Origin of the sequence: Peribacillus sp. NPDC097198, assembly GCF_044762055.1 — a bacterium.
GTDB lineage: Bacteria > Bacillota > Bacilli > Bacillales > DSM-1321 > Peribacillus.
In genome coordinates this window covers 274,476-298,454 of record NZ_JBIWDO010000004.1, presented here as the reverse complement: position 1 = coordinate 298,454, position 23,979 = coordinate 274,476, and the positions used below count along the sequence as shown (strand labels likewise).

At 39.7% G+C, this 23,979-nt stretch carries 23 protein-coding genes; 4 read left to right on the top strand and 19 right to left on the bottom strand.

Annotated features, from left to right (window positions below; genetic code table 11):
- Positions 1-115: 115 nt before the first annotated feature.
- Positions 116-892: a TerC family protein gene (locus tag ACIQXQ_RS09230; protein ID WP_402869007.1), complete on the bottom strand. Its 777-nt coding sequence runs from the start codon at positions 890-892 to the stop codon at positions 116-118.
- A 203-nt stretch (positions 893-1,095) separates the two neighbouring features.
- Complete coding sequence (locus ACIQXQ_RS09225) at positions 1,096-1,710, bottom strand: YpjP family protein (RefSeq protein ID WP_402956796.1); 615 nt, start codon at positions 1,708-1,710, stop codon at positions 1,096-1,098.
- A 431-nt stretch (positions 1,711-2,141) separates the two neighbouring features.
- On the opposite strand from ACIQXQ_RS09225, the gene ggt reads away from it, so the two are divergent.
- Positions 2,142-3,836, top strand: a complete 1,695-nt coding sequence (gene ggt / locus ACIQXQ_RS09220; protein ID WP_402869010.1) for a gamma-glutamyltransferase — start codon at positions 2,142-2,144, stop codon at positions 3,834-3,836.
- Between the two features lie 2 nt (positions 3,837-3,838).
- Here ggt and ACIQXQ_RS09215 read toward each other — a convergent pair whose 3' ends face one another.
- The 9 genes from ACIQXQ_RS09215 to ACIQXQ_RS09175 form a co-directional block, all read right to left on the bottom strand.
- Complete coding sequence (locus tag ACIQXQ_RS09215) at positions 3,839-4,618, bottom strand: class I SAM-dependent methyltransferase (RefSeq protein ID WP_402956794.1); 780 nt, start codon at positions 4,616-4,618, stop codon at positions 3,839-3,841.
- A 77-nt stretch (positions 4,619-4,695) separates the two neighbouring features.
- The gene (locus ACIQXQ_RS09210; RefSeq protein ID WP_402956792.1) at positions 4,696-5,130 is read right to left on the bottom strand and encodes a BrxA/BrxB family bacilliredoxin; all 435 of its coding nucleotides are present in this window, start codon (positions 5,128-5,130) and stop codon (positions 4,696-4,698) included.
- A 195-nt stretch (positions 5,131-5,325) separates the two neighbouring features.
- Positions 5,326-7,011, bottom strand: a complete 1,686-nt coding sequence (ilvD, locus tag ACIQXQ_RS09205) for a dihydroxy-acid dehydratase (protein WP_402956790.1) — start codon at positions 7,009-7,011, stop codon at positions 5,326-5,328.
- 290 nt (positions 7,012-7,301) lie between these two features.
- On the bottom strand, positions 7,302-8,426 hold the full coding sequence (locus ACIQXQ_RS09200; protein WP_402869018.1) for a conserved virulence factor C family protein: 1,125 nt from the start codon (positions 8,424-8,426) through the stop codon (positions 7,302-7,304).
- 133 nt (positions 8,427-8,559) lie between these two features.
- Positions 8,560-10,437 carry an ABC-F family ATP-binding cassette domain-containing protein gene (locus ACIQXQ_RS09195; RefSeq protein ID WP_402956788.1) on the bottom strand — a complete coding sequence of 626 codons (1,878 nt, stop codon included), beginning with the start codon at positions 10,435-10,437 and terminating at the stop codon, positions 8,560-8,562.
- Positions 10,434-11,078: an HD domain-containing protein gene (locus tag ACIQXQ_RS09190; RefSeq protein ID WP_402956786.1), complete on the bottom strand. Its 645-nt coding sequence runs from the start codon at positions 11,076-11,078 to the stop codon at positions 10,434-10,436. The genes ACIQXQ_RS09195 and ACIQXQ_RS09190 overlap by 4 nt, the downstream gene beginning before the upstream one ends.
- A 61-nt stretch (positions 11,079-11,139) precedes the next feature.
- Entirely contained in the window at positions 11,140-11,985 is an 846-nt protein-coding gene (locus ACIQXQ_RS09185) for a DegV family protein (RefSeq protein WP_402956784.1), read from the bottom strand.
- A gap of 133 nt (positions 11,986-12,118) precedes the next feature.
- The gene (locus ACIQXQ_RS09180) at positions 12,119-12,598 is read right to left on the bottom strand and encodes a glutathione peroxidase (RefSeq protein WP_402869026.1); all 480 of its coding nucleotides are present in this window, start codon (positions 12,596-12,598) and stop codon (positions 12,119-12,121) included.
- Positions 12,599-12,676: 78 nt separating this feature from the next.
- Complete coding sequence (locus ACIQXQ_RS09175; RefSeq protein ID WP_402956782.1) at positions 12,677-13,219, bottom strand: hypothetical protein; 543 nt, start codon at positions 13,217-13,219, stop codon at positions 12,677-12,679.
- A 182-nt stretch (positions 13,220-13,401) separates the two neighbouring features.
- On the opposite strand from ACIQXQ_RS09175, the gene metA reads away from it, so the two are divergent.
- Positions 13,402-14,310, top strand: coding sequence for a homoserine O-acetyltransferase MetA (metA, locus tag ACIQXQ_RS09170; protein ID WP_402869030.1), 909 nt, complete (start codon positions 13,402-13,404; stop codon positions 14,308-14,310).
- A gap of 246 nt (positions 14,311-14,556) precedes the next feature.
- Here metA and ACIQXQ_RS09165 read toward each other — a convergent pair whose 3' ends face one another.
- From ACIQXQ_RS09165 to ACIQXQ_RS09140, 6 genes are all read right to left on the bottom strand, one after another.
- Positions 14,557-15,252: an AIM24 family protein gene (locus tag ACIQXQ_RS09165; protein ID WP_402869032.1), complete on the bottom strand. Its 696-nt coding sequence runs from the start codon at positions 15,250-15,252 to the stop codon at positions 14,557-14,559.
- Positions 15,252-15,947: a class I SAM-dependent methyltransferase gene (locus ACIQXQ_RS09160; protein ID WP_402869033.1), complete on the bottom strand. Its 696-nt coding sequence runs from the start codon at positions 15,945-15,947 to the stop codon at positions 15,252-15,254. Before ACIQXQ_RS09160 ends, ACIQXQ_RS09165 begins: the two co-directional genes overlap by 1 nt.
- A 209-nt stretch (positions 15,948-16,156) precedes the next feature.
- A complete protein-coding gene (gene mntR / locus ACIQXQ_RS09155; protein ID WP_402869035.1) occupies positions 16,157-16,585 on the bottom strand; it encodes a transcriptional regulator MntR in 429 nt (142 codons plus the stop codon).
- Between the two features lie 94 nt (positions 16,586-16,679).
- Positions 16,680-18,851, bottom strand: a complete 2,172-nt coding sequence (locus tag ACIQXQ_RS09150) for a DNA topoisomerase III (protein ID WP_402956780.1) — start codon at positions 18,849-18,851, stop codon at positions 16,680-16,682.
- Positions 18,852-19,084: 233 nt separating this feature from the next.
- Positions 19,085-19,543 (bottom strand): aminodeoxychorismate lyase, encoded by a 459-nt coding sequence (locus ACIQXQ_RS09145; protein ID WP_402956778.1) that lies wholly within the window; start codon positions 19,541-19,543, stop codon positions 19,085-19,087.
- Positions 19,533-19,913, bottom strand: coding sequence for a hypothetical protein (locus tag ACIQXQ_RS09140; RefSeq protein WP_402869039.1), 381 nt, complete (start codon positions 19,911-19,913; stop codon positions 19,533-19,535). Before ACIQXQ_RS09140 ends, ACIQXQ_RS09145 begins: the two co-directional genes overlap by 11 nt.
- A 392-nt stretch (positions 19,914-20,305) precedes the next feature.
- On the opposite strand from ACIQXQ_RS09140, the gene ACIQXQ_RS09135 reads away from it, so the two are divergent.
- On the top strand, positions 20,306-20,749 hold the full coding sequence (locus ACIQXQ_RS09135) for a DUF5392 family protein (RefSeq protein WP_402869040.1): 444 nt from the start codon (positions 20,306-20,308) through the stop codon (positions 20,747-20,749).
- Between the two features lie 60 nt (positions 20,750-20,809).
- Here the strand turns inward: ACIQXQ_RS09135 and ACIQXQ_RS09130 are convergent, their stop codons facing one another.
- Positions 20,810-22,225: an amino acid permease gene (locus tag ACIQXQ_RS09130; protein WP_402869042.1), complete on the bottom strand. Its 1,416-nt coding sequence runs from the start codon at positions 22,223-22,225 to the stop codon at positions 20,810-20,812.
- Between the two features lie 105 nt (positions 22,226-22,330).
- Positions 22,331-22,963, bottom strand: coding sequence for a LysE family transporter (locus tag ACIQXQ_RS09125; protein ID WP_402869043.1), 633 nt, complete (start codon positions 22,961-22,963; stop codon positions 22,331-22,333).
- Between the two features lie 210 nt (positions 22,964-23,173).
- Between ACIQXQ_RS09125 and ACIQXQ_RS09120 the strand changes: the two genes are divergently transcribed.
- Positions 23,174-23,806, top strand: coding sequence for a LysE family translocator (locus tag ACIQXQ_RS09120; RefSeq protein ID WP_402956776.1), 633 nt, complete (start codon positions 23,174-23,176; stop codon positions 23,804-23,806).
- The last annotated feature ends 173 nt before the right edge of the window (positions 23,807-23,979 follow it).

Here is a 23,979-nt window from a genome sequence, read left to right as displayed (position 1 = left end):
ACCTGTTATACCCTTTGCTCTTTTTTACATTTTTCACTCTCCTTTTTCATCTATTTGAGTTTTATTTCCAAAGAAAGAGCTGACACCATTTTGGTATCAGCTCTTTTCCGTAAGATTATTTACTGTGTTCTTTAAGCTTTTTTTCTCTCTGAAAATGAAGCAAGATGGTCGTTCCAAAAATAACAAGAATGGTCAAAAAGAAGATGACATGTGGAACTTCGATTTTCGCCACCGAAAGAAGCATTTTAATCGATATGAACCCTATCAAGACATAGGCAGCCGTTTCCAATTCAGGAATCTTATCAATCAGTTTCAAAAAGACTCCGGCAACGCCCCGCATCATCAGGACACCGATCATTCCGCCCAACAGGAGGACCCAAATCTTTTCACTCACCCCAAAGGCAGCCAAGACACTGTCAACGGAAAAAGCAATATCCATCATCTCAACAGCGACAACCGTTCCCCATAAATTACCGAACATACGGATTAATAAACTATTTTTACTCATTCCCTGTAACTCTTCATCCTGGTTAGCCTGTTTATTTCTCTTATCTCGGAAATACTTGAATGAAAGCCAGGCAAGATAAACAGCTCCGAGGATTTTTACCCAAGAAATCTTGATGAGATAGACACCTATTCCAATGGCTAAGAAACGGAATGCATATGCACCCAATAATCCATAGAAAAGGGCCTTTTTCCTTTGTTTTTCCGGAAGATGCCGAACCATAACGGCCAATACCAAAGCGTTATCAGCCGATAAAAGGCCTTCCATTAAGACAAGTGTCCCAATTAATCCCCAGCTAACAGGGTCTGTTAGTACTTCCCCCCACATATCCCAATCAAAAAACTGGGAATAGGTATGGAAGATTTTATTTAGCAATTCTACTGACATGATTAAAGCACCTCTGCAAAACTATAAAATTCACTGCAAGTGCTCTCTAGAGGCACAGCGCAGTTTTCTTGCTATGTATTATTTCACACAAAATAAATACGTTGCAGAACAACGTACCCAAAAAGAACATTATGAACTTACCTTTATGTATGTTCATTATCATCATACTCTTCCCTTTAGATAAAATCAATGAACGAAGAGATTTAGGATATTCTATCTTGATTCGTCCATTTGGGAGGAGTGTTTTTATCCCAATATATTTTCCCGATGTCATAATGCGTGGCAAAAGAATCGTGGTACGTGTGATAATGAAAATTAAACCAATATCCTTCTAACGGTGGATTTTCCTGCCTAACATGGAATCGGATGACATCATTTCCACTTATCGAGTCATAAATATGAAAAATTTTTTCGGATCTACCTGCACTTGGCCGCTCCGTGATAGTTAGCTGTTGCAGTTTTTCATCAGGAAATTGGTTCGCCATATCGTTTACCGTCTCTTCTATTTTCGGCAAAATGATCATTTTGAACTCATCACCTATTTTAGGGTTTATTTTTTCACCAAATTTCACATAAGCGCTTTCTTCTGCTTTATCAAGTATATCCGATAAAAAGTTATCACGGTCGAAATGATTGAAGCCACTAGATTCCTGTGCAGAAGGAAATGGTGTATGGTCTTCTTGCACTACCGCTTTTTTCGAATCTTTTAGAGAGTCAGCATCAGCTAACCATGCCAAATCTGTAGGTGTGACAAGGCCAAACGTTAAAACGGAAACTAAAATGACAAGACTTTTCCTAAACCATGTTGCCGTTTTCAAACCATTATCCCCCCTCCTGTTGTTCCTTTTTTTTAGTATACTGCGATTTTCCAGGTAATACGAATATATAATACCCCATGTTTCAAAAATCGCCAAAAAGGATAAATACCTATATGCAACATACGTGTTGCATCTTTTATACCATTTTTCACTATAAATATATAAATTAAAGGATTATTAGGTAATTTGTAGAACTTAAATAGATTCAGGTATCTTTTTAAGGAGGGCTTATAAATGGCTTTGACTACAACCGCCATGGTGGCTTTATGTCTTGTTACATTAGCATTTTTCGTATATTTATCATTTGCTGATTAAGACTAAAATACTTATGAAAGAGTCCTTGTCATTCTATTAATGACAAGGTTTTCTTTTCAATGAAGTTCGTCTCTAGCTCAAGAAAGAACTTAAGACGATATACTGGAGGAATTTTGATGGAAAACATCGATGAAAAAACCAAAGAAGAAAACTATAAAAGAGAAACGGCAACAGGAAAAGCTGGTATGGTCGTCACGGCTCATCCAGTTGCGACTAAAATTGGGGAAAAGATCTTACGCGATGGCGGAAATGCCGTTGATGCAGCAGTAGCCATCCAATTTGCATTAAATATCGTGGAACCTATGATGACAGGAATAGGCGGCAGTGGATTCCTTATGGTTTATAATGAAAAAAGTAAAAAAACGAAGATATTCGATGGACATGTCAGGGCACCTAAAGCGGCATATCCTGAATTGTTCCTGGATGAAAATGGGGAGGTTATTCCCTTTAAAGAGCGTTCGACAAAAGGGACGGCAGTTGGCATTCCAGGAATTCTAAAGGCGATGGATGAAGCGCTCAATGAATATGGTAGCAAGCCATTAGCCGAACTCATTGAACCCTCTATAGAATTTGCTGAAAATGGGGTCCCGGTCAACTGGGTACTTTGTGATGCCCTTAAAAACTTTGAATATCGATTGGGTGATGAAGCGCGAAACTTCTTCATGCCCGAAGGAAAACCATACCAGGTGGGAGATATATTAGTTAAGGAAAAGCTGGCAAATACTTATAGGATTTTACAACGCGAAGGGGTATCTGCTTTTTATGAGGGCGAGATTGGTGAAGGAATCATTTCCTGTATCAAGGAACAAGGCGGATTCATGGAAATGGCCGATTTAAGAGATTACAAAGCAACCGTTGATGAACCCATGGTCGGCACCTATAAAGATTATAAAATTGTCTCTTCGATGGCTCCTAGCGCGGGAGGGTTTACCGTCATTCAAATATTAAAGATATTAGAATCATTCCATCTAGAGCAATATGATGTACGTTCCTGGGAGAAATATTATCTGATAGCGGAAGCGATGCGTCTGGCCTTTACAGATAAAAAGGCATTTCTGGCTGATCCCGAATTTGCCGAATTACCGCTTACAGGTCTTATGCATGACGAATATATAGCTGAACGACGGAAGTTCATTAATTTCAAGTCACGGAACAATGCCATTGATTTCGGAAATCCATGGAAGTATGATTCCGTGAAGCAAAGGGAAGTGATTCAACAGCCAAATGATGAAGAACGCAGTGAAACCACCCACTTCACGGTGCGTGACAGATGGGGCAACATCGCGGCTTGCACCTCGACTGTTGAGCACCCTTTCGGTTCTGGCATCATGGTTTCCGACTATGGTTTCATGTTGAATAATGAATTGACCGACTTTGATTCCGTTCCAGGCGGCATGAATGAAGTACAGCCTAATAAACGACCAGTAAGCTGTAAGAGTCCGACCATCATTTTTAAAGACAATCAACCCATTTTAACACTTGGTTCCCCTGGGGGACCTACAATCATTAGCTCAGTTGTCCAAACCATCATTAATGTGCTCGATTTCAAAATGGACTTAAAGGCGGCAATCGAAGAACCAAGAATTTTCACGCCGATGGGCCCACATATTGAATGGGAAGCCGGGATTGATATGAACAGCAAGGGACACCTCGAAGGAATGGGATTTGCCTTCAATGAAGTCCCCCACTCAATCGGTAATGTCCAGGCAATACAAATCAACCCATTGGACGGTTCGAATTATGGCGCTGCTGATTCCAGCCGTGAAGGCTGTGCAATGGGTCTTGATGAAGGGGATTATCAGACCGAATGAATTCATAAAATGGAAATGAAGCCATAATGGAATTTTGAGGTTTTTCGTTCCAACACGTCAAATCCAAATCTCTGGAAGCGGGTACTGCGAAAATGATCTTTCAACACAACTCTTTTTCGTGCGACCCGCTTGGCTTCATTTATTATTTCCATGGTGAAATCATGATTTGCAGCAAAATGGGTCAGGCCTTTAATGCCATTAGATTCTTCAATGGTCTCCTCAAACATCGGATCAAAATAGACGACATCGAAATGATTATCCGGTAAAGTTTTCAATAACTCATTATGGTTAGCCTCCATAACTTCTATCCGCCTCATTACTGATAACATCCACTCTTCTGCATCACTCCAAGTCTTTAAACCATGGTCCACAAGTAATGCCAAGTATTTATTTTCCTCCATCGCTAACACACGCCCTTTACTACCGACTGCAAAACTAGCGACAATGGAGTCAGCACCTAATCCCAATGTACAATCAAGCACGGAGTCCCCTTCTTTAATATCCCCTGCAATAAGAAATGGATCAGCCTCCCCATTCAGTAATCGCTTCAATCGAATCATCGCTAAGTTAGGATGGAAAAAGAAAGGCTCCCTCTCTCCGTACCGGTATATTTCCATTCTATTTCTCCCGAAAACGAGACAATCATCCTTGTCGTTTTCCCTTTGGATATCCTGAATCGAACGTTTTCTCCTCGATACAAAAGGAATCTTTTGATCCATCGCGAACTCTTTTGCCAACTCTATAACATCTTGGTCAGCTCGTCCAGCTGTAGTCACAAACATGTACCTGCTCCTTTAATACTCTGAATTTGAAAAAGAATGCCCTTTTACAGGACATTCTTTTTTTTACTTATTTTATTTTACTTTACATTATCGAATGCTACCAAGAGATTTTCCATGATAGCTTCCATAGGCTGGCCTTCAATATCATGGCGAGGAATGAAATGAACGACCTCTTTCCCTTTTAATAGAGCCATGGATGGAGAAGAAGGTTCAATCCCATTAAAGTACTCACGCATTTTAGCTGTCGCTTCTTTATCTTGCCCTGCAAATACAGTGACTAGATTATTTGGCTTCTTCTCTGCTTGGAGTACAGCTTGAGTCGCTGCTGGACGAGCTAAACCTGCAGCACAGCCACAAACTGAATTGACGACAACAAGTGTAGTCCCTTCGGCTGCCTCCATGAATTCCTCAACCTTTTCAGCTGTTTCCAATTCTTTGAAACCCGCTTGCACCAATTCAGCACGCATTGGCTTCACCATTTGTTTCATGTATTCATCATAAGCCATAGACATAATAATTCCCCCTTGAAATAACTAGATGACTATAAGGATACTATAATTTATGTTCATAATGCAAAGTTGACGCTTAAACCTTCTACGAAAGGCGAACCTTAACCTTGAATCCACACAATTTAGGTTTACCAACATCCAAGCCCTGCATAGAAAATAGGCAGCAGAATTATCTGCTGCCACCCTTTCATTTGTGGATTAAATCTTCATGACGCCGCCAGTGCTGGCATTGGTGACAAGCTTGGAATAACGACCCAGATACCCTCTTGTTACCTTTGGTTCGAATCCTTTCCAATTCGCTTTGCGTTTTTCAAATTCTTCGTCAGAAATTTCCAATTGAATGATACGGTTATTCAAATCCAGCTCAATGATATCTCCATTTTCTACAAAGGCTATTGGTCCTCCTTCGGCTGCTTCAGGAGATATATGACCGATACTGATCCCTCTAGAAGCACCTGAGAAACGCCCATCGGTAATTAAACCTACCTTGGCCCCAAGACCCCTGCCGACGATTTGCGAAGTTGGTGCCAGCATTTCCGGCATACCCGGTCCGCCTTTAGGTCCTTCATATCGAATGACCACGACATCCCCTTCTTTTACTTTACCAGTAATAATTCCTGACAACGCATCTTCTTGGGAATCAAAGCAGATTGCGGGACCTCGGTGATAACCGCCGACAGACTCGTCTACGGCACCCACTTTAATGATCGATCCTAGAGGAGCCAGATTCCCGAATAATACCGCAAGTCCTCCACGTTCGGAATGCGGGTTATCTAGGGGATGGATGACATCCGTATTCAAGATTTCGCAGCCTTCCACATTTTCACGTAGCGTTTTTCCGGATACAGACAGACAATCACCATTGAAAGCTCCTGGCTTTTTCAGTAACTCATGAATAATAGCACTGACCCCACCCGCATTATGGACATCTTCAATATGATAATCCGATGCCGGTGCAATCTTTGCAAGATGTGGTACCCTTCCGGCTATTTCATTGATTCTCTCCATTGGATACTCAAAACCTGCTTCATGGGCCAAAGCAAGGGTATGAAGGACGGTATTGGTCGATCCACCCATGGCCATATCCAAAGCAAATGCATTATCAATCGCTTCCATCGTAACGATATCGCGCGGTTTACGATCCATTTTGATTAGTTCCATCAGTTGTTTAGCTGATTTCTTTACGAATTCCTTTCGTTCTTCAGCTACGGCTAAAATAGTACCATTACCTGGAAGGGCAAGACCTAATCCTTCAGCTAAACAGTTCATCGAATTGGCAGTAAACATCCCTGAACAAGAACCGCACGTAGGACATGCCACTTGTTCGATTTCTTCTAAGTCTTCTGCTTCAATATTACCTGCTTGATAGGCTCCAACACCCTCAAAGACCGATGTTAAGGATAGAGACTTACCATTCTTATCTTTTCCAGCCTTCATAGGTCCTCCGCTGACGAACATCGTCGGGATATTGACACGAAGTGCCCCCATCATCATCCCTGGTGTAATCTTGTCACAGTTTGGAATGCAAACCATCCCATCAAACCAATGTGCAGAAACAACCGTTTCTACGGAGTCAGCAATGATTTCACGACTTGGTAAAGAATAACGCATACCAATATGTCCCATGGCGATTCCATCGTCTACTCCGATTGTATTAAATTCAAATGGAACCCCGCCAGCTTCCCTGATTGCTTCCTTCACGATCTTACCGAACTCCTGAAGATGGACGTGCCCAGGAACGATATCAATATATGAATTACAAACCGCAATGAACGGTTTGCCGAAATCTTCTTCTTTAACACCCGCTGCACGCAATAGACTTCTATGTGGAGCACGGTCAACCCCTTTTGTAATCATGTCGCTTCTCATTTTTGCTGTAGACATTTATGTAGCCCCCTCATTTTAGCAAATTAACATTGAATATATTAACTTTTTATAATACTCTAAAAATTCTAACATAAATGTGGTCAAATGTAACCATTCTAGCTCAAAGTTTTCTACATAAACATTTTTCTAAAATAGTAGAAAAGGGATTTATTCATATAAATGGATGATTTTATACATTTTTCACCTAATCTTTCATCCCTTTTTTATAAAAAAAAGAGGATGACCAACAAACACGTCCTTACACGGTCTGTGATTATCCTCTTTCGGTCTTTAAACTTACTTATTTTTTACTTTCTTGATTCCGTCATTTGTTTCCATACAGAACCTTTCGCTTCTTCCCCATTCTCGATTCTATCAAGGGCCATTTTCACTTGGAGTGCGACTTCAAATTCGGGGTCTTGTTCAGCTTTCTTTAAAAAAGGTAGGATGGATTCATCACCAACTTCGTATAAAAACATGGCTGCCCTCCATCTCACTAGTTTATTTTTATCCGATAGAGATAATGCCATTTCACCCATTGCTTCCTCAAACCCAAGATCAGATAAACAGTCCCCGGCCGTCCTTCTTACAGCGGCACTTGAATCCCTCAATGCTTTATATAAGCTAGGAAGGACTTTTGGATCTTCAATCATCCCTAAATATACAGCAGCAAGTCGACGAATGGAAACTTTGCTATCGGCAAGGGCTTTTTCCAGTACCGGAATATCTTCAACCGTCGGATCGCTCATCTGATCCAATAATTGATATCTCTTTTCCCAACTTTCATCGTCTAACATGTCAACGGTCAATTTTATTTTGGGGCGATTGATGACCGGTTCTTTTTTATCCACGGTTTCTTGGGCGGCATCAACTAATTTATTAATTCTTTCCTCCGGATAAGCTGCAACCAATTCTGCCGCTACTTCCTTGACGATGTCTTCCATTTCTCCGTAGCGAATGCCGTAATCCTTCCATTTACGAAGTAGGACGACATTATCATCTTCTTTTTGCGAAGCTGATATGCCCTTAATGAAATACTCCGGTAACGCAAAACGTTTTTCGTGTGTGCTATCATTTGCTTTAATCTGCATGGGAATACCTTTAAATTGTTGGATGGAAACGGAAACTTCTCCATAATGCTCATTTATTTGCGCTTGTTGATTTTGTTTTCCAGTATCCTCACCGAAAACTTGGCGAACTTGGACCAAAATATCTTTCCAATCAAATTTCGCATTACGTTCGACTGCTAAAAAGTCAGCCACATGGTATACACCCTTGACACCGTCAATTTGTAACATGTCTTTTATCATTTGCGGCGCAAGTTCCGCTTGATCTTTTTTATAATTATTGCTCTTGCCTGCTGGCAATTCTTCCGTAAGATTAATTTTCATTGTATTTGGACTTGGCGTAGGTTCTATCGATTTAATATTCAATGCTTTTCTCTCCTTTATCAATACGTTTCCTCGTGTCCTAGATTTTATCACACTGGCAAGAGATTCTCATGCAATTGAGATTCACCGAAAAAAAGACCGGGCCAAGCTAACGCATCCTGGCCCAGTCTTCAGCTTATTCCCCTTCAAGTTTTTCAGCGAGATATGTCCATCTTTCCATTGTATACTCTAACTTTTCGTTAAGCTCTTTTTCTTCTTCTAGAAGCAGGCGGACCTTTTCAAAATCACTGCCGGCTGCTGACATTTCGGCTGTGATATCCTTCAGGCGACCTTCGACTTGCTCCATTTTCCCTTCGATTTCTTCCCATTCCTTACTTTCCGCATAAGTAAGCTTTTTCTTCTTCTTTTCCGTCCGATTAGGCTGTGGCTCGATAGTTTTTTGAGGAACCGTTTCTTCTGTCTTTTCCTCTAAAAACTCAGAGTAGTTTCCGTAATAAAAATCTATTTTACCTTTATCTTTGAAGACGAGTAGTTGGTGACAAGTTTTATCAAGAAAGTACCGATCATGCGAAACGGTGATGACGACTCCCGAAAACGTTTCTAAATAGTCTTCAAGGACTGTCAAGGTTTGTGTGTCCAGGTCATTTGTCGGTTCATCCAATAAAAGGACATTGGGTGAACCCATCAAAATGTTCAATAAATAAAGTCGTCTTTTTTCTCCTCCTGAAAGTTTCCGTATCGGAGTGCCATGCGAACCCATGGGGAACAAGAACCTCTCAAGCATTTGTGCAGCGGATATGAAGCTACCATCTTTAAGAGCAATTGAATCAGCCGTTTGCCGGATATATTCGATCATTCGGAGATTTTCATCCATATCGATGCTTTCTTGTGTATAGTAGCCGATTTTGACGGTTTGCCCGATTTCAAGATTTCCACCATCCAACGGTTCGCGTCCGGCCAAGATATTCAATAGTGTGGATTTTCCACTTCCGTTATTACCGACAATCCCAATACGATCGCCTGGCTTGAAAAGAAAAGATAAATCTTTGATAATTGTCTGATTACCGAATGATTTGGAGACGCCTTGCAGTTCCAACACTTTTTTCCCTAGACGGGCGCCGCTTAATTCCATTTCAAGGCTTTCGTTTTTCTGCTTATCCTTAACACCGGTTTCTAACGTTTCAAAACGTTGAATCCTAGCCTTTTGCTTCGTTGAGCGCGCCTTGGCCCCTTTGCGGATCCAGGCCAATTCTTTTTTGAAGAGACTCTCTTTTTTTGAACGTTCAGTTGATTCATTTTCTTCCCTTATGGCTTTTGATTCAAGGTAGTCTGCATAATTCCCCTTGTATTCAAAAAGCTGAGCTTGAGCTATTTCCCATATTTTATTGGACACACGATCAAGAAAATATCGATCATGGGTCACAAATAAGACGGATTTCTGATACTTTGATAAGTATTCTTCCAACCAGGTGATACTTTCAAAATCCAGATGGTTGGTTGGCTCATCCAAAATGAGCAAATCAGGAGTTTCTATCAATGTCTTTGCCAATGCTGCCCGTTTCTTTTGTCCACCTGAAAGCTCACCCAATTTCCGAGAATGATCAGGAAGGCCTAGCTTAGTCAAGATTGTCCGGGCATTGGCGCTAGTATCCCAGGCATTAAGAGCATCCATAGATTGCTGTTGCTTCAATAATCGATTTTGCACTTCACTATTTTGGGGATCGATTTGCAATTGCACCAATGTATTTTCATATTCTTTTATCAAGGAGAATACGGGTGTCGAACTTTCATACATATACTCCATAATGGTCAATTGTTCATCAAAGTCAGGATCTTGTGATAAATAAGAAATTGTATAGTCATTCGGATGATCCTTCGTACCCAGGTCACTTTCTTCCAATCCAGCTATAATATTCAACAGCGTGGATTTACCGGTCCCATTTATACCGACGATCCCGATCTTTTCACCTTCACTGATGGATAAAGAAACATCTTTAAAAAGAAGCTTCTCTCCTTGGGTTTTCATTACATGTTCCATGCTAAAAACTTTCATAAACGTACATCCCATTCCTTATAGAATTCTTCTAGAAAACGAACCATGTATTCATGGCGTTCACTCGCGATATTCTTCGCTGTATCTGTGTTAAGCAAGTCTTGTAAACGTAATAATTTTTCATAAAAATGGTGGACGGAAGAGCTTTTACCCATTCGATATTCCTGCTTGGTCATCTCTTCACGGACCGAGAGAGATGGATCATACATAGGTTGTCCCTTTTTACCCCCATACGCAAATGTTCTTGCAATTCCAATCGCCCCGAGAGCATCCAAACGATCGGCATCCTGAACAATTTCAGCTTCGATGGACGTCAGATTCACTTCTCCAGCACTGTAGGAAATGGTAGAAATAATCTCCTTTATCTCCTTAACCGTATTCAGGTCCACCCCGGTCATCTTCAACCAATCATCGAGCTTATTCCAACCTGCTTCCATATCATCATTCAATTTATCATCTGGAATATCATGAAGGAGGGCTGCCATCTCGATTATGAATTCATTACCCTTTTTTTCTTCACGTGCAATATGTAAGGCCAGCTTCCGAACCCGATTGATATGATACCAATCATGGCCACTGACATCAGATTTTAATTGTTCGTAGACAAATGATTCCGTTTGTTCAATTATTGTTTTTTGCATTTCACCACTCCATGTCCTTTCTATTTTACCATGGTTCTAATTTTTAGAAAGGGAAATTGCCCTAAACTTCCTTGAACCAACTGATCCCGATTGTCTGTTCACCCGTATGCACCCCTATTGCACTACCTAGTGGTGATATATGTATTTTCACTTCTGGAAACTCTTCTGTAATCCTCTTTTCCCATGGTTCGGCCTGAACAGGTGAACCTCCGTACAAGATACTGCATTCTTTTACCTTGCCCAATGAAATGGATTTGCGTAATTCATGGAATATTTGATTTTCCGCTTTCTTAAGATTTCGAGTTTTCGTTTTGGTTTGCAGCAACCCATTCTCTATGGTTATGATCGGTTTTAAGCTCAATAGACTTCCAAGGTAATACTGAGTCCCCGTTAACCGCCCACTCCGGTGTAGTTGGTCTAATGAGCCAATCAAGACATATGTCTCATGGCTATCTGCATACTTCCTTGTAAGGGTGAAAGCTTCTTCCATTGAGAACCCGCTGTTTATATAGTGCATGAGCCTTTTTAATAACAGAATCATCGGATACGATATAAGCAAGGTGTCAAAAACATCCACAGGTATCGTGACAAGTTGTGCTGCCTGACGGCTTGAGGAGACCGTCCCACTCAATTTACTTGAGAGATGGATGGAAACCACCCGATCATAGTCTTTTTCAAGTTTCCTATACAACTCGTAAAAGGTGCCCACGGATGGCTGGGAGGTGGTCGGGACCTTATTTTCCTCCTTCATTTTGCGATACAGTTCTTCAGGTAGTAGGTCGACACCATCTTCGTATTCCTCACCATCCATGATGACAATCATAGGAACGACATATACATGTTCATTTTGAGATAGTTCCTCGTCCAATAAAGCCGTACTGTCCGTAACCCATGCAATCCGTTCCATTGTTTCCCTCCTGGGTAAAATAGTTGTTACCTAATTATATTCCACTTCATCCCCATTTTTCCCCCTTTAAATTACGGACCCTTTTATTCCTTAAATAAAAAGCCCACCGATAAGAACACGGTGGGCCATTGAATCATGATAGCAATTTTTTTATATCTTCTTCCATTTCAAGCGGTTTTGTTTTGGGAGCATAGCGGTTCACAATATTCCCTTCACGGTCGATCAAGAATTTGGTGAAGTTCCATTTTATTGACTTCGATCCCATCATTCCTGGTGCATTCTCCGTTATATAGCTAAATAGCGGGTGAGCGTCCTTTCCATTCACATTCACTTTCGCAAACATTGGAAAGGTTACACCGTGATTGAGCTTACAATAGGAATCGATTTCAAGCTCGTCGCCAGGCTCTTGGTTGAGGAACTGATTGCAAGGAAACCCTAGAACTTCCAGACCGTCCTCTTTGTATTGCACATATAGGCTCTGCAGGTCATCATACTGTGGTGAAAATCCACATTTACTAGCCGTGTTAACTATAATCAATACTTTTCCCTTGTATTCCTCAAGCGAAATGACATCACCATTGATCTTTTTCACTTCAAATTCATAAATGGACATATATGATCTCTCCCTTTAGCCCTGATGAGGTCATTTTACCTTAAGTGAAGGAAACTTTTCCAGTTTGAGTGTTCTTGATTAGTTATTTAAAGAACCTTCAACAATTTGTATGGATTGTATTAGATACTCTACCATATCTTCTAAATCTTCCATTTGCTCTTCCTTTATAAGTCTTCCGAAAGAAATACCAAATGTTGAATGGCATGATGAGGATGGTTCTTTTTCACTAACCGTTTCAGAAGTAGTCAATTTAATGATTCTCTCACTCCCCCAAAGGGTCTCGAGTTCAATTAATATATTTCTAACTTCCAAGCTGTTGAGCTTTCTCGGTATGGAAATGAATAAATTCACGGCACAACCGGAATGCGTTTCATTCAGGTTCGACTGCAGCAGCTCGGAACTTAAATTCTCCAGTGAAGCGTATACCTCAAAGCCGCCGGTCACAGAATCAGTATGCTCTGATTCTTTCATTTCTAACTCAATTTTATATTTCCTTGCAAGTGTTGAGAGATTGACGATATCATCACGACCAATAACCAATATATCCCCAATGAGGTCGCGATCATATACCGCTCCTTCCAATACCACTTTCATATTCTCATATGCTGTAGGATCAAACAATATCCATATACCCCTCTTCTAGATTCTTAACTGTCATAAACAAGTTTTATATAACTCATCATCATTTTACCATTCTACAAAATTCTTATGAGGATCTAAAAAAATAAAAAAATTGCTTTTCTATTTTTAAATTTTCTATATAATTGAAATATTATGATTTCACAAAGGAGGCAAAGCTAACTATGCCAATCAAAATACCAAGACACCTGCCAGCTAAAGAGATTTTAGAAGAAGAGAACATCTTTGTAATGGATGAGGAACGGGCAATCAGCCAGGAAATCCGGCCATTAAATATATTGATTTTAAACCTTATGCCTGAAAAAGAAAAAACAGAGGCACAGTTACTGCGTTTTCTTGGCAACACGCCTATTCAAGTAAATATATCATTTCTGGGTTTGAGTACCCATGAATCCAAAAACACAAGTAAATTTCATTTAAATCAATTTTATAATTCTTTTGAAGACATTCGTTCAAAAAAATATGATGGGATGATCATCACGGGAGCACCTGTCGAAAAGATGGACTTTCAAGAAGTTAATTATTGGGAAGAATTAAAAGATATCATGAACTGGTCAAGCAAAAATGTCACATCCACCCTACATATTTGTTGGGGGGCTCAAGCAGCTCTATACCACCATTATGGTATAGGTAAATATGAGCTTCCGGAAAAATGCTTTGGCATCTATAAACATGAGGTTCTTGAACCGAATGAAGACCTCGTCCGTGGCTTCGACGATTATTTCTTGGCTCCTCATTCTCGCTATACTGACATAGATTATCAAAAGTTAGTGAATCATCCCGAACTGAAAATCTTAGCACAATCAGATCAAGCCGGTGTGTTAATAGCCGCTTCCACCGATTCAAAGAGAATTATGGTGACTGGTCATTTCGAGTATGATGCGGGAACGCTCGGTGACGAATATAAACGCGATATTGAACGCGGAATCGAAACCCAGCTCCCCGAAAACTACTTTCCGGATAATGACCCATCTAAAACTCCGTTGCATCGTTGGAAAAGTCACTGTAGCCTCATGTTTTCCAACTGGCTCAATTATTACGTCTATCAATCCACGCCATATGATTGGGATTGAAAGCGAAAGAAAAAAAGGGTCTTTGTCCGTTGATTGCCCTTTTTGGGGGAACCTGCCACACATCTGTCTAATGAAAAATCCTGATGAGAAACTCAGGATTTTTTTATTTCGCACTAGAATGAAATGATATTGAATACCTATGTCTGTTAAATGCAAACGTGTATCTACTCATCCTTTTTCTTCATTCTCAAATCATTCATTTACTACTCTTCTATTATCATAAAAAAAGGAATCCAATTTTACTTTTTAAGACTCTTTATCGCCAAAATATACTTCTTCATAGGGCTGGACAACAATAAACCCCTGTCCTTCGAATTTCATCTGAACTGACTCTCCGCTTCCTCTCCCAAAAAATGATTTCAAGGATACATCCGTTACGAAGTCTGGCTGTAAGTTCCCTGACCAGGCGACGGTCGCATTTGGATCTGTATAGACTGGCTTTCCCTCTTCAACAAGTAAAGTGAGGGGTTCGTTGTGTGATGTGAACGCAACCATCCCATTTCCTTCAAGCCTGACATTGAACAATCCACCAGCCAACAATCCGGCAATGCGTCTCATCATTTTAATGTCCCATTTCACACTTGATTCAAAGGCAAGTAAATCATTGCCGTTTATACAAATGGCCTCTCCATTCAATTGTATAATCGAAATCTTCTTTCCTTGGTCGGCCACATATAGCTTCCCTTTCCCTGTCGCTTTCATTAAAGAGGTACCTTCACCAGTAAAGGCTTTCTTAAATAATTTTCCAATCCCATGCTCCAGCATGCCTTCTCGTTCGAACTTAATACTGCCCCGGTATGAAATCATCGTCCCCATTTTGGCCCAGATTTGTTGTTCGAGATTGATTTCAAGAATTCGTTCCGTCTCCAGTTCAAATAATCCCTGGCCCTTATCCTGCTGTTTCGTTTTTTCGACAAATTGATTGATATGATATTTTTCCATCATTGAATACCTTCTTTTTGAAAGAGGAAGAGCCACATAAATGAAACGGATTGTTTCAATTCTTTTGAAAAGTGACCTAGCTTGGAGTAGTCCACCCCTCTTTTTTCAACACCAGTCTCAGCGACTAGCTTCCAACCAGTAGATAGTGCAAGCTTTTCAAACTCCCAGGCCTGCATCGTATTCATGATCACATCTTCACCAAATAACCGTTGGTAACTAAATTTTTTACGAGGCTCCGCCGTAGGTCCTAGTATTCCAAAACATACATATCCCCCGGGCTTTATAATTCGATGTATTTCCTTCATCACCGTCAGTGGCTCACCAGTATATTCAAGTGAATTGATCACCAAAGCGGCATCCATTTCATCATCCTTAAATGGGAGACTGTAAAAATCTCCTTGAGTAAAAGAAAGGCCGGGTTGTTGGTCGGCATTTTCCTTAGCCAATTCAACCATGACGTTTGAAAGGTCCACACCTGTAACAATGTAACCGGCTTGGGCGAGTTTTGAAGAACCGACTCCGTCTCCGCAACCTATATCCACAACCTTCGATGCCGCCTCCACATACTCAGAAAAGAAAGGAATGATCTTTTTACGACTACCGGTCTCCCACATTTCCTGTGAATTCTTCGCCCATCTAGGGGCAAAAACATCCCATTTCTTTTCTGCTTCTTTATGCCAAGTTTTTAAATTCAAATGTTATTCCCCCATTTCACATAGTTTTTCAGATTTACTGATCGCACTTTTTCATGATTTAAATGGATATATTTTATGGTATTTCAAAATATCCCCTTTATAATAGCTATTCTGTTTTAAGACTAAAAATCCTCTTTTCCCCGTCATGTGGTTACTTATTTAAGAAACGAATGATGGTTTTAGAGCAAAAAAAAACTGCCCATGGCAGCTTATTTTGCATTTTCTTCATTTTTCTTTTGTATATTTCTTAAATCCTCAACCCGGCTAGGTGATTCCTCAAAGAATTCTACAAGGTCACCAATTCGGTCTATCGCATTCCAGCTCAGGTGATGCTCGATTCCTTCAACATCATGGTAGATATTTTCTTCCTTGACCCCTATCAATCGTAGCATCTGCTCCAATAATTCATGACGGTAAACAAGTCGTTTACCCACTTTTTTACCATTTGCTGTCAAAACCAAACCACGATACTTCTCATAGATTAAATACTTTTCGTGGTCTAACTTTTGTACCATCTTCGTCACTGAAGAAGGATGTACAGAAAGGTTTTCAGCAATATCCGAAACCCTTGCATATCCTTTTTCTTCTATAAGTAAATATATCTGTTCTATGTAATCCTCCATGCTCGGTGTAGGCATCAGGAATCCTCCCATTCAAACGCATATCTAAAAATCTTACTATAAAAACGACCCTGAAACAAGATTATATCGTCTCAGGGCATGGTAGAAACGCTTAATTTTGCTTAACTGGTTGATCCGATATAAATTTAAAAATTACCTTCTTCTCGGTATCAGACCAAATTAAAGCAGCATCAAACGTCTTGTCCCCTTTTTTGAAACCACTGATCACATCGGTTTCTCCATGGGATAAAAGCTTTTTAACATTGACCTGACTGATTTTTTTATTAAGGATTTTTTTTGAGACGGTAAAGTTACATTTGGTTTTCTGATAACTTGCACATCCATAGAATTCCCCTTTATCGACAACTTTAGCACCACATTTCTTGCAACTTCCTACTGATGTCACACTTTTTTTCTTAAAACCCGGTCTTTGAATCGAATCGATATCTAAACCTTGAAAGTCCCAGGTTTCACAAGACTCAACGGCATCGCTAATAATCTTTGTGGACATCTTTTTAACGGCTTCCATGAAAGCACCCGCGGAAGCCTTACCTTCCCCGATTTCCCTTAGGCGCTGCTCCCATTTAGCCGTCATTTCTGGAGAAGCAAGGATTTTCTCGCCAATTGCTGTAATGAGAACCTTCCCTTTATCGGTTGCAAATACCTGGTTTTTCTTAACATCAATATATTTTCGATCTTTCAGCATGGTAATGATCCCCGCACGTGTCGCTTCGGTTCCTAAGCCTTCTGTTTTCATCAGGACCTTTTCAAGCTCTTCATTTTCCAGATGCTTTCCCGCCGTTTTCATCAAGGTTATTAGCTGACCCTCTGTATAACGCTTCGGTGGCTGGGTTTTTCCTTCTTTCACTTTTACCTTGGACACTAGCCCAGAATCGCCTTGTTTAAGGAGGGGTAAAAGAACATCATCATCTTTCTCATCTTGAAAAATGACCTTACGCCACCCTTCTTGAATCTGTTGTTTACCCTTTGAAATGAACTCGGCCCTCTTCTCGACCTTTGTCTTGATCGTCGTGTAATCAAAAATGGCTTTTTCATAATGTGCCGCAATCAGTCTTCGTACCACTAAATCATATATATTACGTTCCTCACCGGAAAGTCGTTTTGGATCTACAACCTGTTCTGTCGGAATGATGGCATAGTGATCCGTAACTTTTTTTTCGTTAACAAATCGTTTATTGTCGCTGATACTGGAGATAGGTAACGGGAAAAAGGGTTGATATTCTGAAAATCCACTTAATTTTTGCATAATGTCCGGAAATGTTTCAGCTTCGCCTTTAGTGACATAGTTGGAATCCGACCGTGGATAGGATACAATTCCTTTTTGGTATAAACTTTGAACGATATCCAGGGTTTTTTTAGGTGAGTACTTATAGAGCTTATTCACAGTTGCTTGCAATGACGACAGATTAAATAAGAGCGGAGGCTGAAACTCTTTTCTTTCCGTTGTCATATCGGCAATTTCAGCTTCTTTTCCCTTACAAAATGCAGCTATTTTCTCTGCCATCTCTTTAGTCTGGATTCTCGAATCATTATTTTGTTGCCATTTTCCCTGATACTTCTTTCCATCCATCTTGAAGTCTGCAAATACTTCCCAAAACGGTTCTGATTTGAACCGTTCGATTTCCAATTCCCTTTTGACTATCAAAGCAAGGGTTGGGGTCTGAACGCGACCTGCTGAAAATACATCCGATACACCCTTTTTTTTCAAGAGAATGCTATATACCCTTGATGCATTCATGCCTACTACCCAATCCGCACAAGCACGCGTATACGCTTCATGATAAAGTGGCCTGGTTTTCTCTTCACTGATTAGATTTTGAAACCCTTCATATATGGCCTTTGGAGTCAGTGAGGAAATCCACAAACGTTTCATCGGCTTTTTGACATGACATAGTGAAATGATATTACGTACAATCAATTCCCCTTCGCGACCAGCATCCCCAGCATGAATGATTTCATCAACATTCGGTTTACTCAGCAAAGTCTTGACCACATTGAACTGTTTGACCTTTTGGCGGGTCACTTCGTATTGAAATTTTTCCGGTATCATCGGCAGGGTATCAATCGACCATTTTTTCCAGTTAGAATGATAGGTTTCCGGTGATACTAGTTGACATAAATGACCGACTGCCCACGTTACATAAGCGCCATCGGGGAAAAGCTCGTTTGGCATGATTTCTATATATCCTTGCTGTTTCTTCGATTTAAATTGAGCTGCCAATGTTGAACCTTGATCAGGTTTCTCGGCAATGATCAGCTTCATATTCTCTTCACCTAATCCGTTACAAAATACTTTCACACTTATATTATACCTTAATTATGAAAATCGGAAAGATAGGGGGTCGCTTTTGTCCCAGGTCCCCATTTGAAAACATTGAACTATCCTGCTGCAGTCAGGTAGTCAGTTCGAAAATGATATGGCGTTTGTAGACGACATAAAAGGCCGACTATCCATTTGATAGTCGGCTTTTCATATGAGTTGCTTCATTAATATGCTTACTTAAAGATAATAGAGATTATTTCCTCAGTCTCCATTTCACTATCTATCACATAAGAACCCGGACGTAAATTGTTCGCCTTGCCCTTCTTTTCGACTTCATTAAAGAAATCTTGGGCATTCGGGATGATTTTCGACCGTTTAAGATGTTTACCAACATCAATGCTGGTCATGCCTTTGGTAACTTTCAGGACCGTCCGATAAATAATCTTTTCGCTCGTCCCTTTTTCAGCTACCTCCTGGTTGGCTTTCAATTCATCAAGTTGCTCTTGATATTCTTTTTCGGTATGAATGACATACCCTTCAGAAGTTAACTTGTTTTTCATCTCATCATCAGATAATTTTTCTACTGTTTTTGTGCTAGCCGTTTCTTCAGAATCGAAGAAATATACTGCTCCGCATATACCTGCTGCAACAAGAATGCCACCGGCAAAGCTGCGCATCGATTTAGATGTCATTGACAACTTTTCTCCTTTCGTTCTTTGCTTTTATGTAAGGAGCAAGTAGGTTTTCTATGTCTTCAATAGATCGTTCTTTTTTTGCTGCTATGCTATCGATTGAATATCCACGTTTATATAAATCTAGTACATCGTGCAACAAAATCCACTTCTCAGGGGGTCCAGACAGTAAACCTGCTTCTTGTGCCATTATTTCAGCATCTATCTCAAGACTTCTTATTTGCATTTGTAATTGGCTTACTTCGTCTCCAAAGGTACTTGTAACCTGTTCAATTTGCTGTTCTACTTTCATCGAATCCGTCTTTATAAACGAAAAAATGAAGAGTAAAACTGCCACACCAAACAAAATGGCTAACGTCCATGACATCATTCTATTTCCTCCTTAACCTTATAAATCCTTCTAGCTTACTCATTATAGCTGGATTTAGTCGAAAACTCGATTTTAATTAGCCGAACCTTGATAAAACAGAACAAAAGTCATGTATTTATGACAAAAAAATACGTGATTACTAAATTATTAAAGATTTTCATGTATAATCCCCCATTTTCCAATCCCTAAGATTCTTCTACTCTTTCTCACTCTTACTAGCCATTTCTCGTGTCCCCCCTTTAACGTATAATAAATGACAAATAATTTTTTACACGTTAGAATGTATGTAATCACGAATTACTATGAAAGATTTTTTAAAATGATTATATTAATGGATGATCTTTTTATATAGAAGGAAAAACTAGCAGCAGCGATTACTAAAGGAGGATACGATGAATATAAAGGTCAAGAATATTCCACACTCTATGCAAAGTGAATTGAAGAAAATCCAAATGAAATTAAATCCCTTATTGAAGAAAAATATGAAGTATGGTTTCTTCTCCACCGTAATGATAGGATTTTCCGTTATAAACCTTTTTTTCCTCTTGTTTATGAATGATTCTTATCCTATTTCTAAAATAGCACTATGTATTTATGCACTAATAGGTGCAATAGGATTTGCTTTAATGAAAGAAAATAAACACAACCAAAAAGAAATAGTGAAAATGAGCCAAAAGTTTGTCCTTGAGAGAATGAAAAAAAGTACCTATCTAACGGATGCAAGGAAAAATAATTATTATCAAAAAGTGAATGAGCACCCTTTTTTAGCGATGAATGTTTTCATTGAGTTTCTGGCCGAAGAAGAACAAAGAAAGAACAACTCCTCCCATAGTTAAATCCGTTAACAAAATCTAAACAAAAAATGGAACCCGACACGATAAGTCGGGTTCCATTTTTTAATCTAGTTCCGATCTTTTGGCCCTCGCCGTCATCGCCTTGTCCTTATTCCAAACCTTTAACTTCATATAAATGGTAGCAAGCCCAATGATTATGATGAATAATAAACTGATGAAGAATCCAGGACGTATCTCCTTTTCAAGAAGGGTTCCACTAACTGTTATAAGTATTAAAACAATCCCGAAAATAGCAATGACTTTACTCCACAATTTATGTTCGAGAATTTTAAGCGAAGAAAGTATGATGAAACCCCAATTATACAAAAGTAAGATACCAGCTGATGTTGTAATGTATTCATAAATCTTTCCTGGCAGTAGTAAAGCTGTAATAATGGACCCCAGGAGCCCTATGGCTGCCAGAACGAGAGAAGGTAACGGAAGGTCTTTAAACTTCTTTATCTTCTTCATGAAAAATGAAGGGGCATTTCCATCATCCGCAAGTGTCACCAACAAATTGGTTACCCCAAATAATGAAGCGGTCATCGTTGAAAAGCCCGCTATGATGATGGCTCCATTAAAAACATGTGGAAAGAATGTAAGATGATAACTATCAATGGCTGTTACAAAGGGACTTTCCTTTTCACTGAATGCTTCCATCGAAACCATTGTCACGGCTAATCCTAAAGATATTACATAGATGATGGTCAGAACTAAAAGCATGATGGTTCCTGCCTTTTGCGCATCTTCTTTCTTTTTCAATTGCATTGCCATCAGCCCTATCACTTCAATGCCGCCAAATGCATAAAAAGCATAAATGAGCGATGTCCAAAAACCTTTCATCCTTTTTGGAAATAATTCATGGTACGTATTCGGAAATGAAGGTGGCTTTCCACCATCTAATCCAAACCAACCAACTACCGCACATATGGCAATGATGATAAACATGAAGATAGCCGCTGTCTTGATAACTGCAAGGATGTTTTCAACTCTGTCAAAACCCTTTGTTCCCAGCAAAACGACCACTATTGAAACAAGCGCGAATCCAGAGGCAAATAGCCATAATGGCACCTTTGGAAACCAAAATTGAGAGAGGAGAGAAAGTGCTGTTAGCTGGCTACCCATTATCAAAATATTAGAGGACCAATAATTCCAGCCACTGCTAAAGCCAGCCCATCTTCCGAATGCTTTATTAGCATAATAACAAAATGAACCCTTTTGAGGGTCTGCAGCTGTCATTTTAGCAAGTAGATTATATACGATATATGTACCTAACGCAGCCAATACAAAGGAAAACACAATGGATGGCCCAGTTGTTTTAATTCCTATTGTCGAACCTAGAAAATACCCTGTCCCAATCGTGCATCCGACACCGACTAAGGATAGCTGCCACCATTTCATGTCACCTTGTTGTTCACTTGAAACAGAGTTTTTAGCGGCATTCCCTTTTGCTGAGCTGCAATTGGCTTCTGTTTTCATAAGAATTCCCCCTTCCATCATCCATAGTATGAATAAACCTACAATGAATTATGTTAGAAAGAAGTTCCATAATGAAATAGAAACGCGGTAAAGAGATTTAGAACCTTATGAAACGATGGCTTTAATGCCTTGATAAGCAAAATAACCACCAAAGCCTAAAAGTGATGCACCCGAAGTGATGGATATGACCCTTAAGCTTCTTTCTGTTAAAAATCTCCTAAACCCATTCGTCAATAAGGCTACAAAAAAATCCCAGCAAGTGAGGCCCAGAAATATCATCCCGCTATAAATGAATACCTGCGACGTACCATAACTGGATGCGGTTTTAGCTAAAATCGACCCGTATATCCCTAACCAAAACAAAATGGATAATGGACTGGTCACCGACATAATGAACCCGGTTAAAAAACAGGAAAATAAGGAATCCCTATTTCTATATTGATTTAAGGTTATTTTGTTGGACTGTACAACGCTTTCGACCCCCGTATAAATGAGAATGAATCCACCAAAGAGCCAAAGGAAAATTTGAACGACTGGTATCTCTAAGAACCTTACCATGCCAATATAAACTAAAATCATGAAAATGGCATCTGCTATCATGGATCCTGCCCCAACAATCCACGCATGCCAAAATCCATTCTTGATTCCTTTATCTATTCGAGCGGAATTTACCGGGCCAATTGGGGCAGCAAGGGTTATTCCTAAAAAGAAGTAACTTAAAAGTAAATGTACACTCAAAAGCATCCCTCCATTCGTTTAGGTAATAACTTGTACATTCTATGAGAAAATCCCCAACCTATTACCTTTACCTGGAATATATTGCTCACATGGATCCAAAGGTTTTCCATCCCTTCTGACCAAGCTTTTTAGGATTATAAAAAAGTTGGTTTGAGAGTCCGCTCGTTTGAATACATTCAAATTAAGAGATATCAATGAAGGGGTGATACTTTGGATTTAGTTGTTTTTTTAAGCTACGTATTCTTAGGCTTATCAATAGCGGTTCCTATCGGTCCTATTAATGCTGCTCAATTGGACATTGGAATTAAGAAAGGGTTTTTCCATGCCTGGATTTTCGGCTGGGGCGCCATTTTAGCGGATACTGTCTTTATAGCCCTTGTCTTTTTTGGTTTTATCCATTTTATGGACAACTCCTTCCTGAAGACGTTTTTATGGATTTTTGGATTTTTCGTTCTGACTTATACAGGGATTGAAAGCCTCCTAAGCGCTGGAAAGATTGAAGTGAATAATCAAAAGTCCAATGACCGACTTGCTTCTTCATTCTTATCTGGGTTCATTATGTCGCTTTCGAACCCTTTATCCATTTTGTTTTGGTTAGGTATTTATGGTTCGGTACTTGCAAACTCCGTTTCAAAATATGATATGTCTCATTTACTCATTTATAGCTTGGGAATTCTTCTTGGACTTTTATTATGGGATTTCACGATGGCTATCGTCTCCAGTTCCCTTAGACGATTTTTATCGAAACCTATACTCACAGGCATTTCGATAATATCGGGAGTTTCTTTAATAGGAATCGGTATATACTTTTCCATTCAAGCAGCAAAGCTTTTATTTACATAAGAGTCATTACCTTTCGTAAACAATGATAATAAGAGTGCCTCTTCTTCCATGTCAGGTGTAGGTATAGCCTGACATTTTGTTTCACTCAAGTGCCCGAAACAACCTGTACGCACAAAAAAAAGAGAATGCCTAAGCATCCTCTAAGTACTAACATTCCTAACATAGAAACAGAA

Bases quoted from the DNA above. Each gene is read 5' to 3' on its own strand.
- ACIQXQ_RS09230 (WP_402869007.1), bottom strand. From the start codon at position 892: ATGTCAGTAGAATTGCTAAATAAAATCTTCCATACCTATTCCCAGTTT.
- ggt (WP_402869010.1), top strand. From the start codon at position 2,142: ATGGAAAACATCGATGAAAAAACCAAAGAAGAAAACTATAAAAGAGAA.
- ACIQXQ_RS09215 (WP_402956794.1), bottom strand. From the start codon at position 4,618: ATGTTTGTGACTACAGCTGGACGAGCTGACCAAGATGTTATAGAGTTG.
- ACIQXQ_RS09210 (WP_402956792.1), bottom strand. From the start codon at position 5,130: ATGTCTATGGCTTATGATGAATACATGAAACAAATGGTGAAGCCAATG.
- ilvD (WP_402956790.1), bottom strand. From the start codon at position 7,011: ATGTCTACAGCAAAAATGAGAAGCGACATGATTACAAAAGGGGTTGAC.
- ACIQXQ_RS09195 (WP_402956788.1), bottom strand. From the start codon at position 10,437: ATGAAAGTTTTTAGCATGGAACATGTAATGAAAACCCAAGGAGAGAAG.
- ACIQXQ_RS09190 (WP_402956786.1), bottom strand. From the start codon at position 11,078: ATGCAAAAAACAATAATTGAACAAACGGAATCATTTGTCTACGAACAA.
- ACIQXQ_RS09185 (WP_402956784.1), bottom strand. From the start codon at position 11,985: ATGGAACGGATTGCATGGGTTACGGACAGTACGGCTTTATTGGACGAG.
- ACIQXQ_RS09180 (WP_402869026.1), bottom strand. From the start codon at position 12,598: ATGTCCATTTATGAATTTGAAGTGAAAAAGATCAATGGTGATGTCATT.
- metA (WP_402869030.1), top strand. From the start codon at position 13,402: ATGCCAATCAAAATACCAAGACACCTGCCAGCTAAAGAGATTTTAGAA.
- ACIQXQ_RS09165 (WP_402869032.1), bottom strand. From the start codon at position 15,252: ATGGAAAAATATCATATCAATCAATTTGTCGAAAAAACGAAACAGCAG.
- mntR (WP_402869035.1), bottom strand. From the start codon at position 16,585: ATGCCTACACCGAGCATGGAGGATTACATAGAACAGATATATTTACTT.
- ACIQXQ_RS09150 (WP_402956780.1), bottom strand. From the start codon at position 18,851: ATGAAGCTGATCATTGCCGAGAAACCTGATCAAGGTTCAACATTGGCA.
- ACIQXQ_RS09145 (WP_402956778.1), bottom strand. From the start codon at position 19,543: ATGACATCTAAATCGATGCGCAGCTTTGCCGGTGGCATTCTTGTTGCA.
- ACIQXQ_RS09140 (WP_402869039.1), bottom strand. From the start codon at position 19,913: ATGATGTCATGGACGTTAGCCATTTTGTTTGGTGTGGCAGTTTTACTC.
- ACIQXQ_RS09135 (WP_402869040.1), top strand. From the start codon at position 20,306: ATGAATATAAAGGTCAAGAATATTCCACACTCTATGCAAAGTGAATTG.
- ACIQXQ_RS09130 (WP_402869042.1), bottom strand. From the start codon at position 22,225: ATGAAAACAGAAGCCAATTGCAGCTCAGCAAAAGGGAATGCCGCTAAA.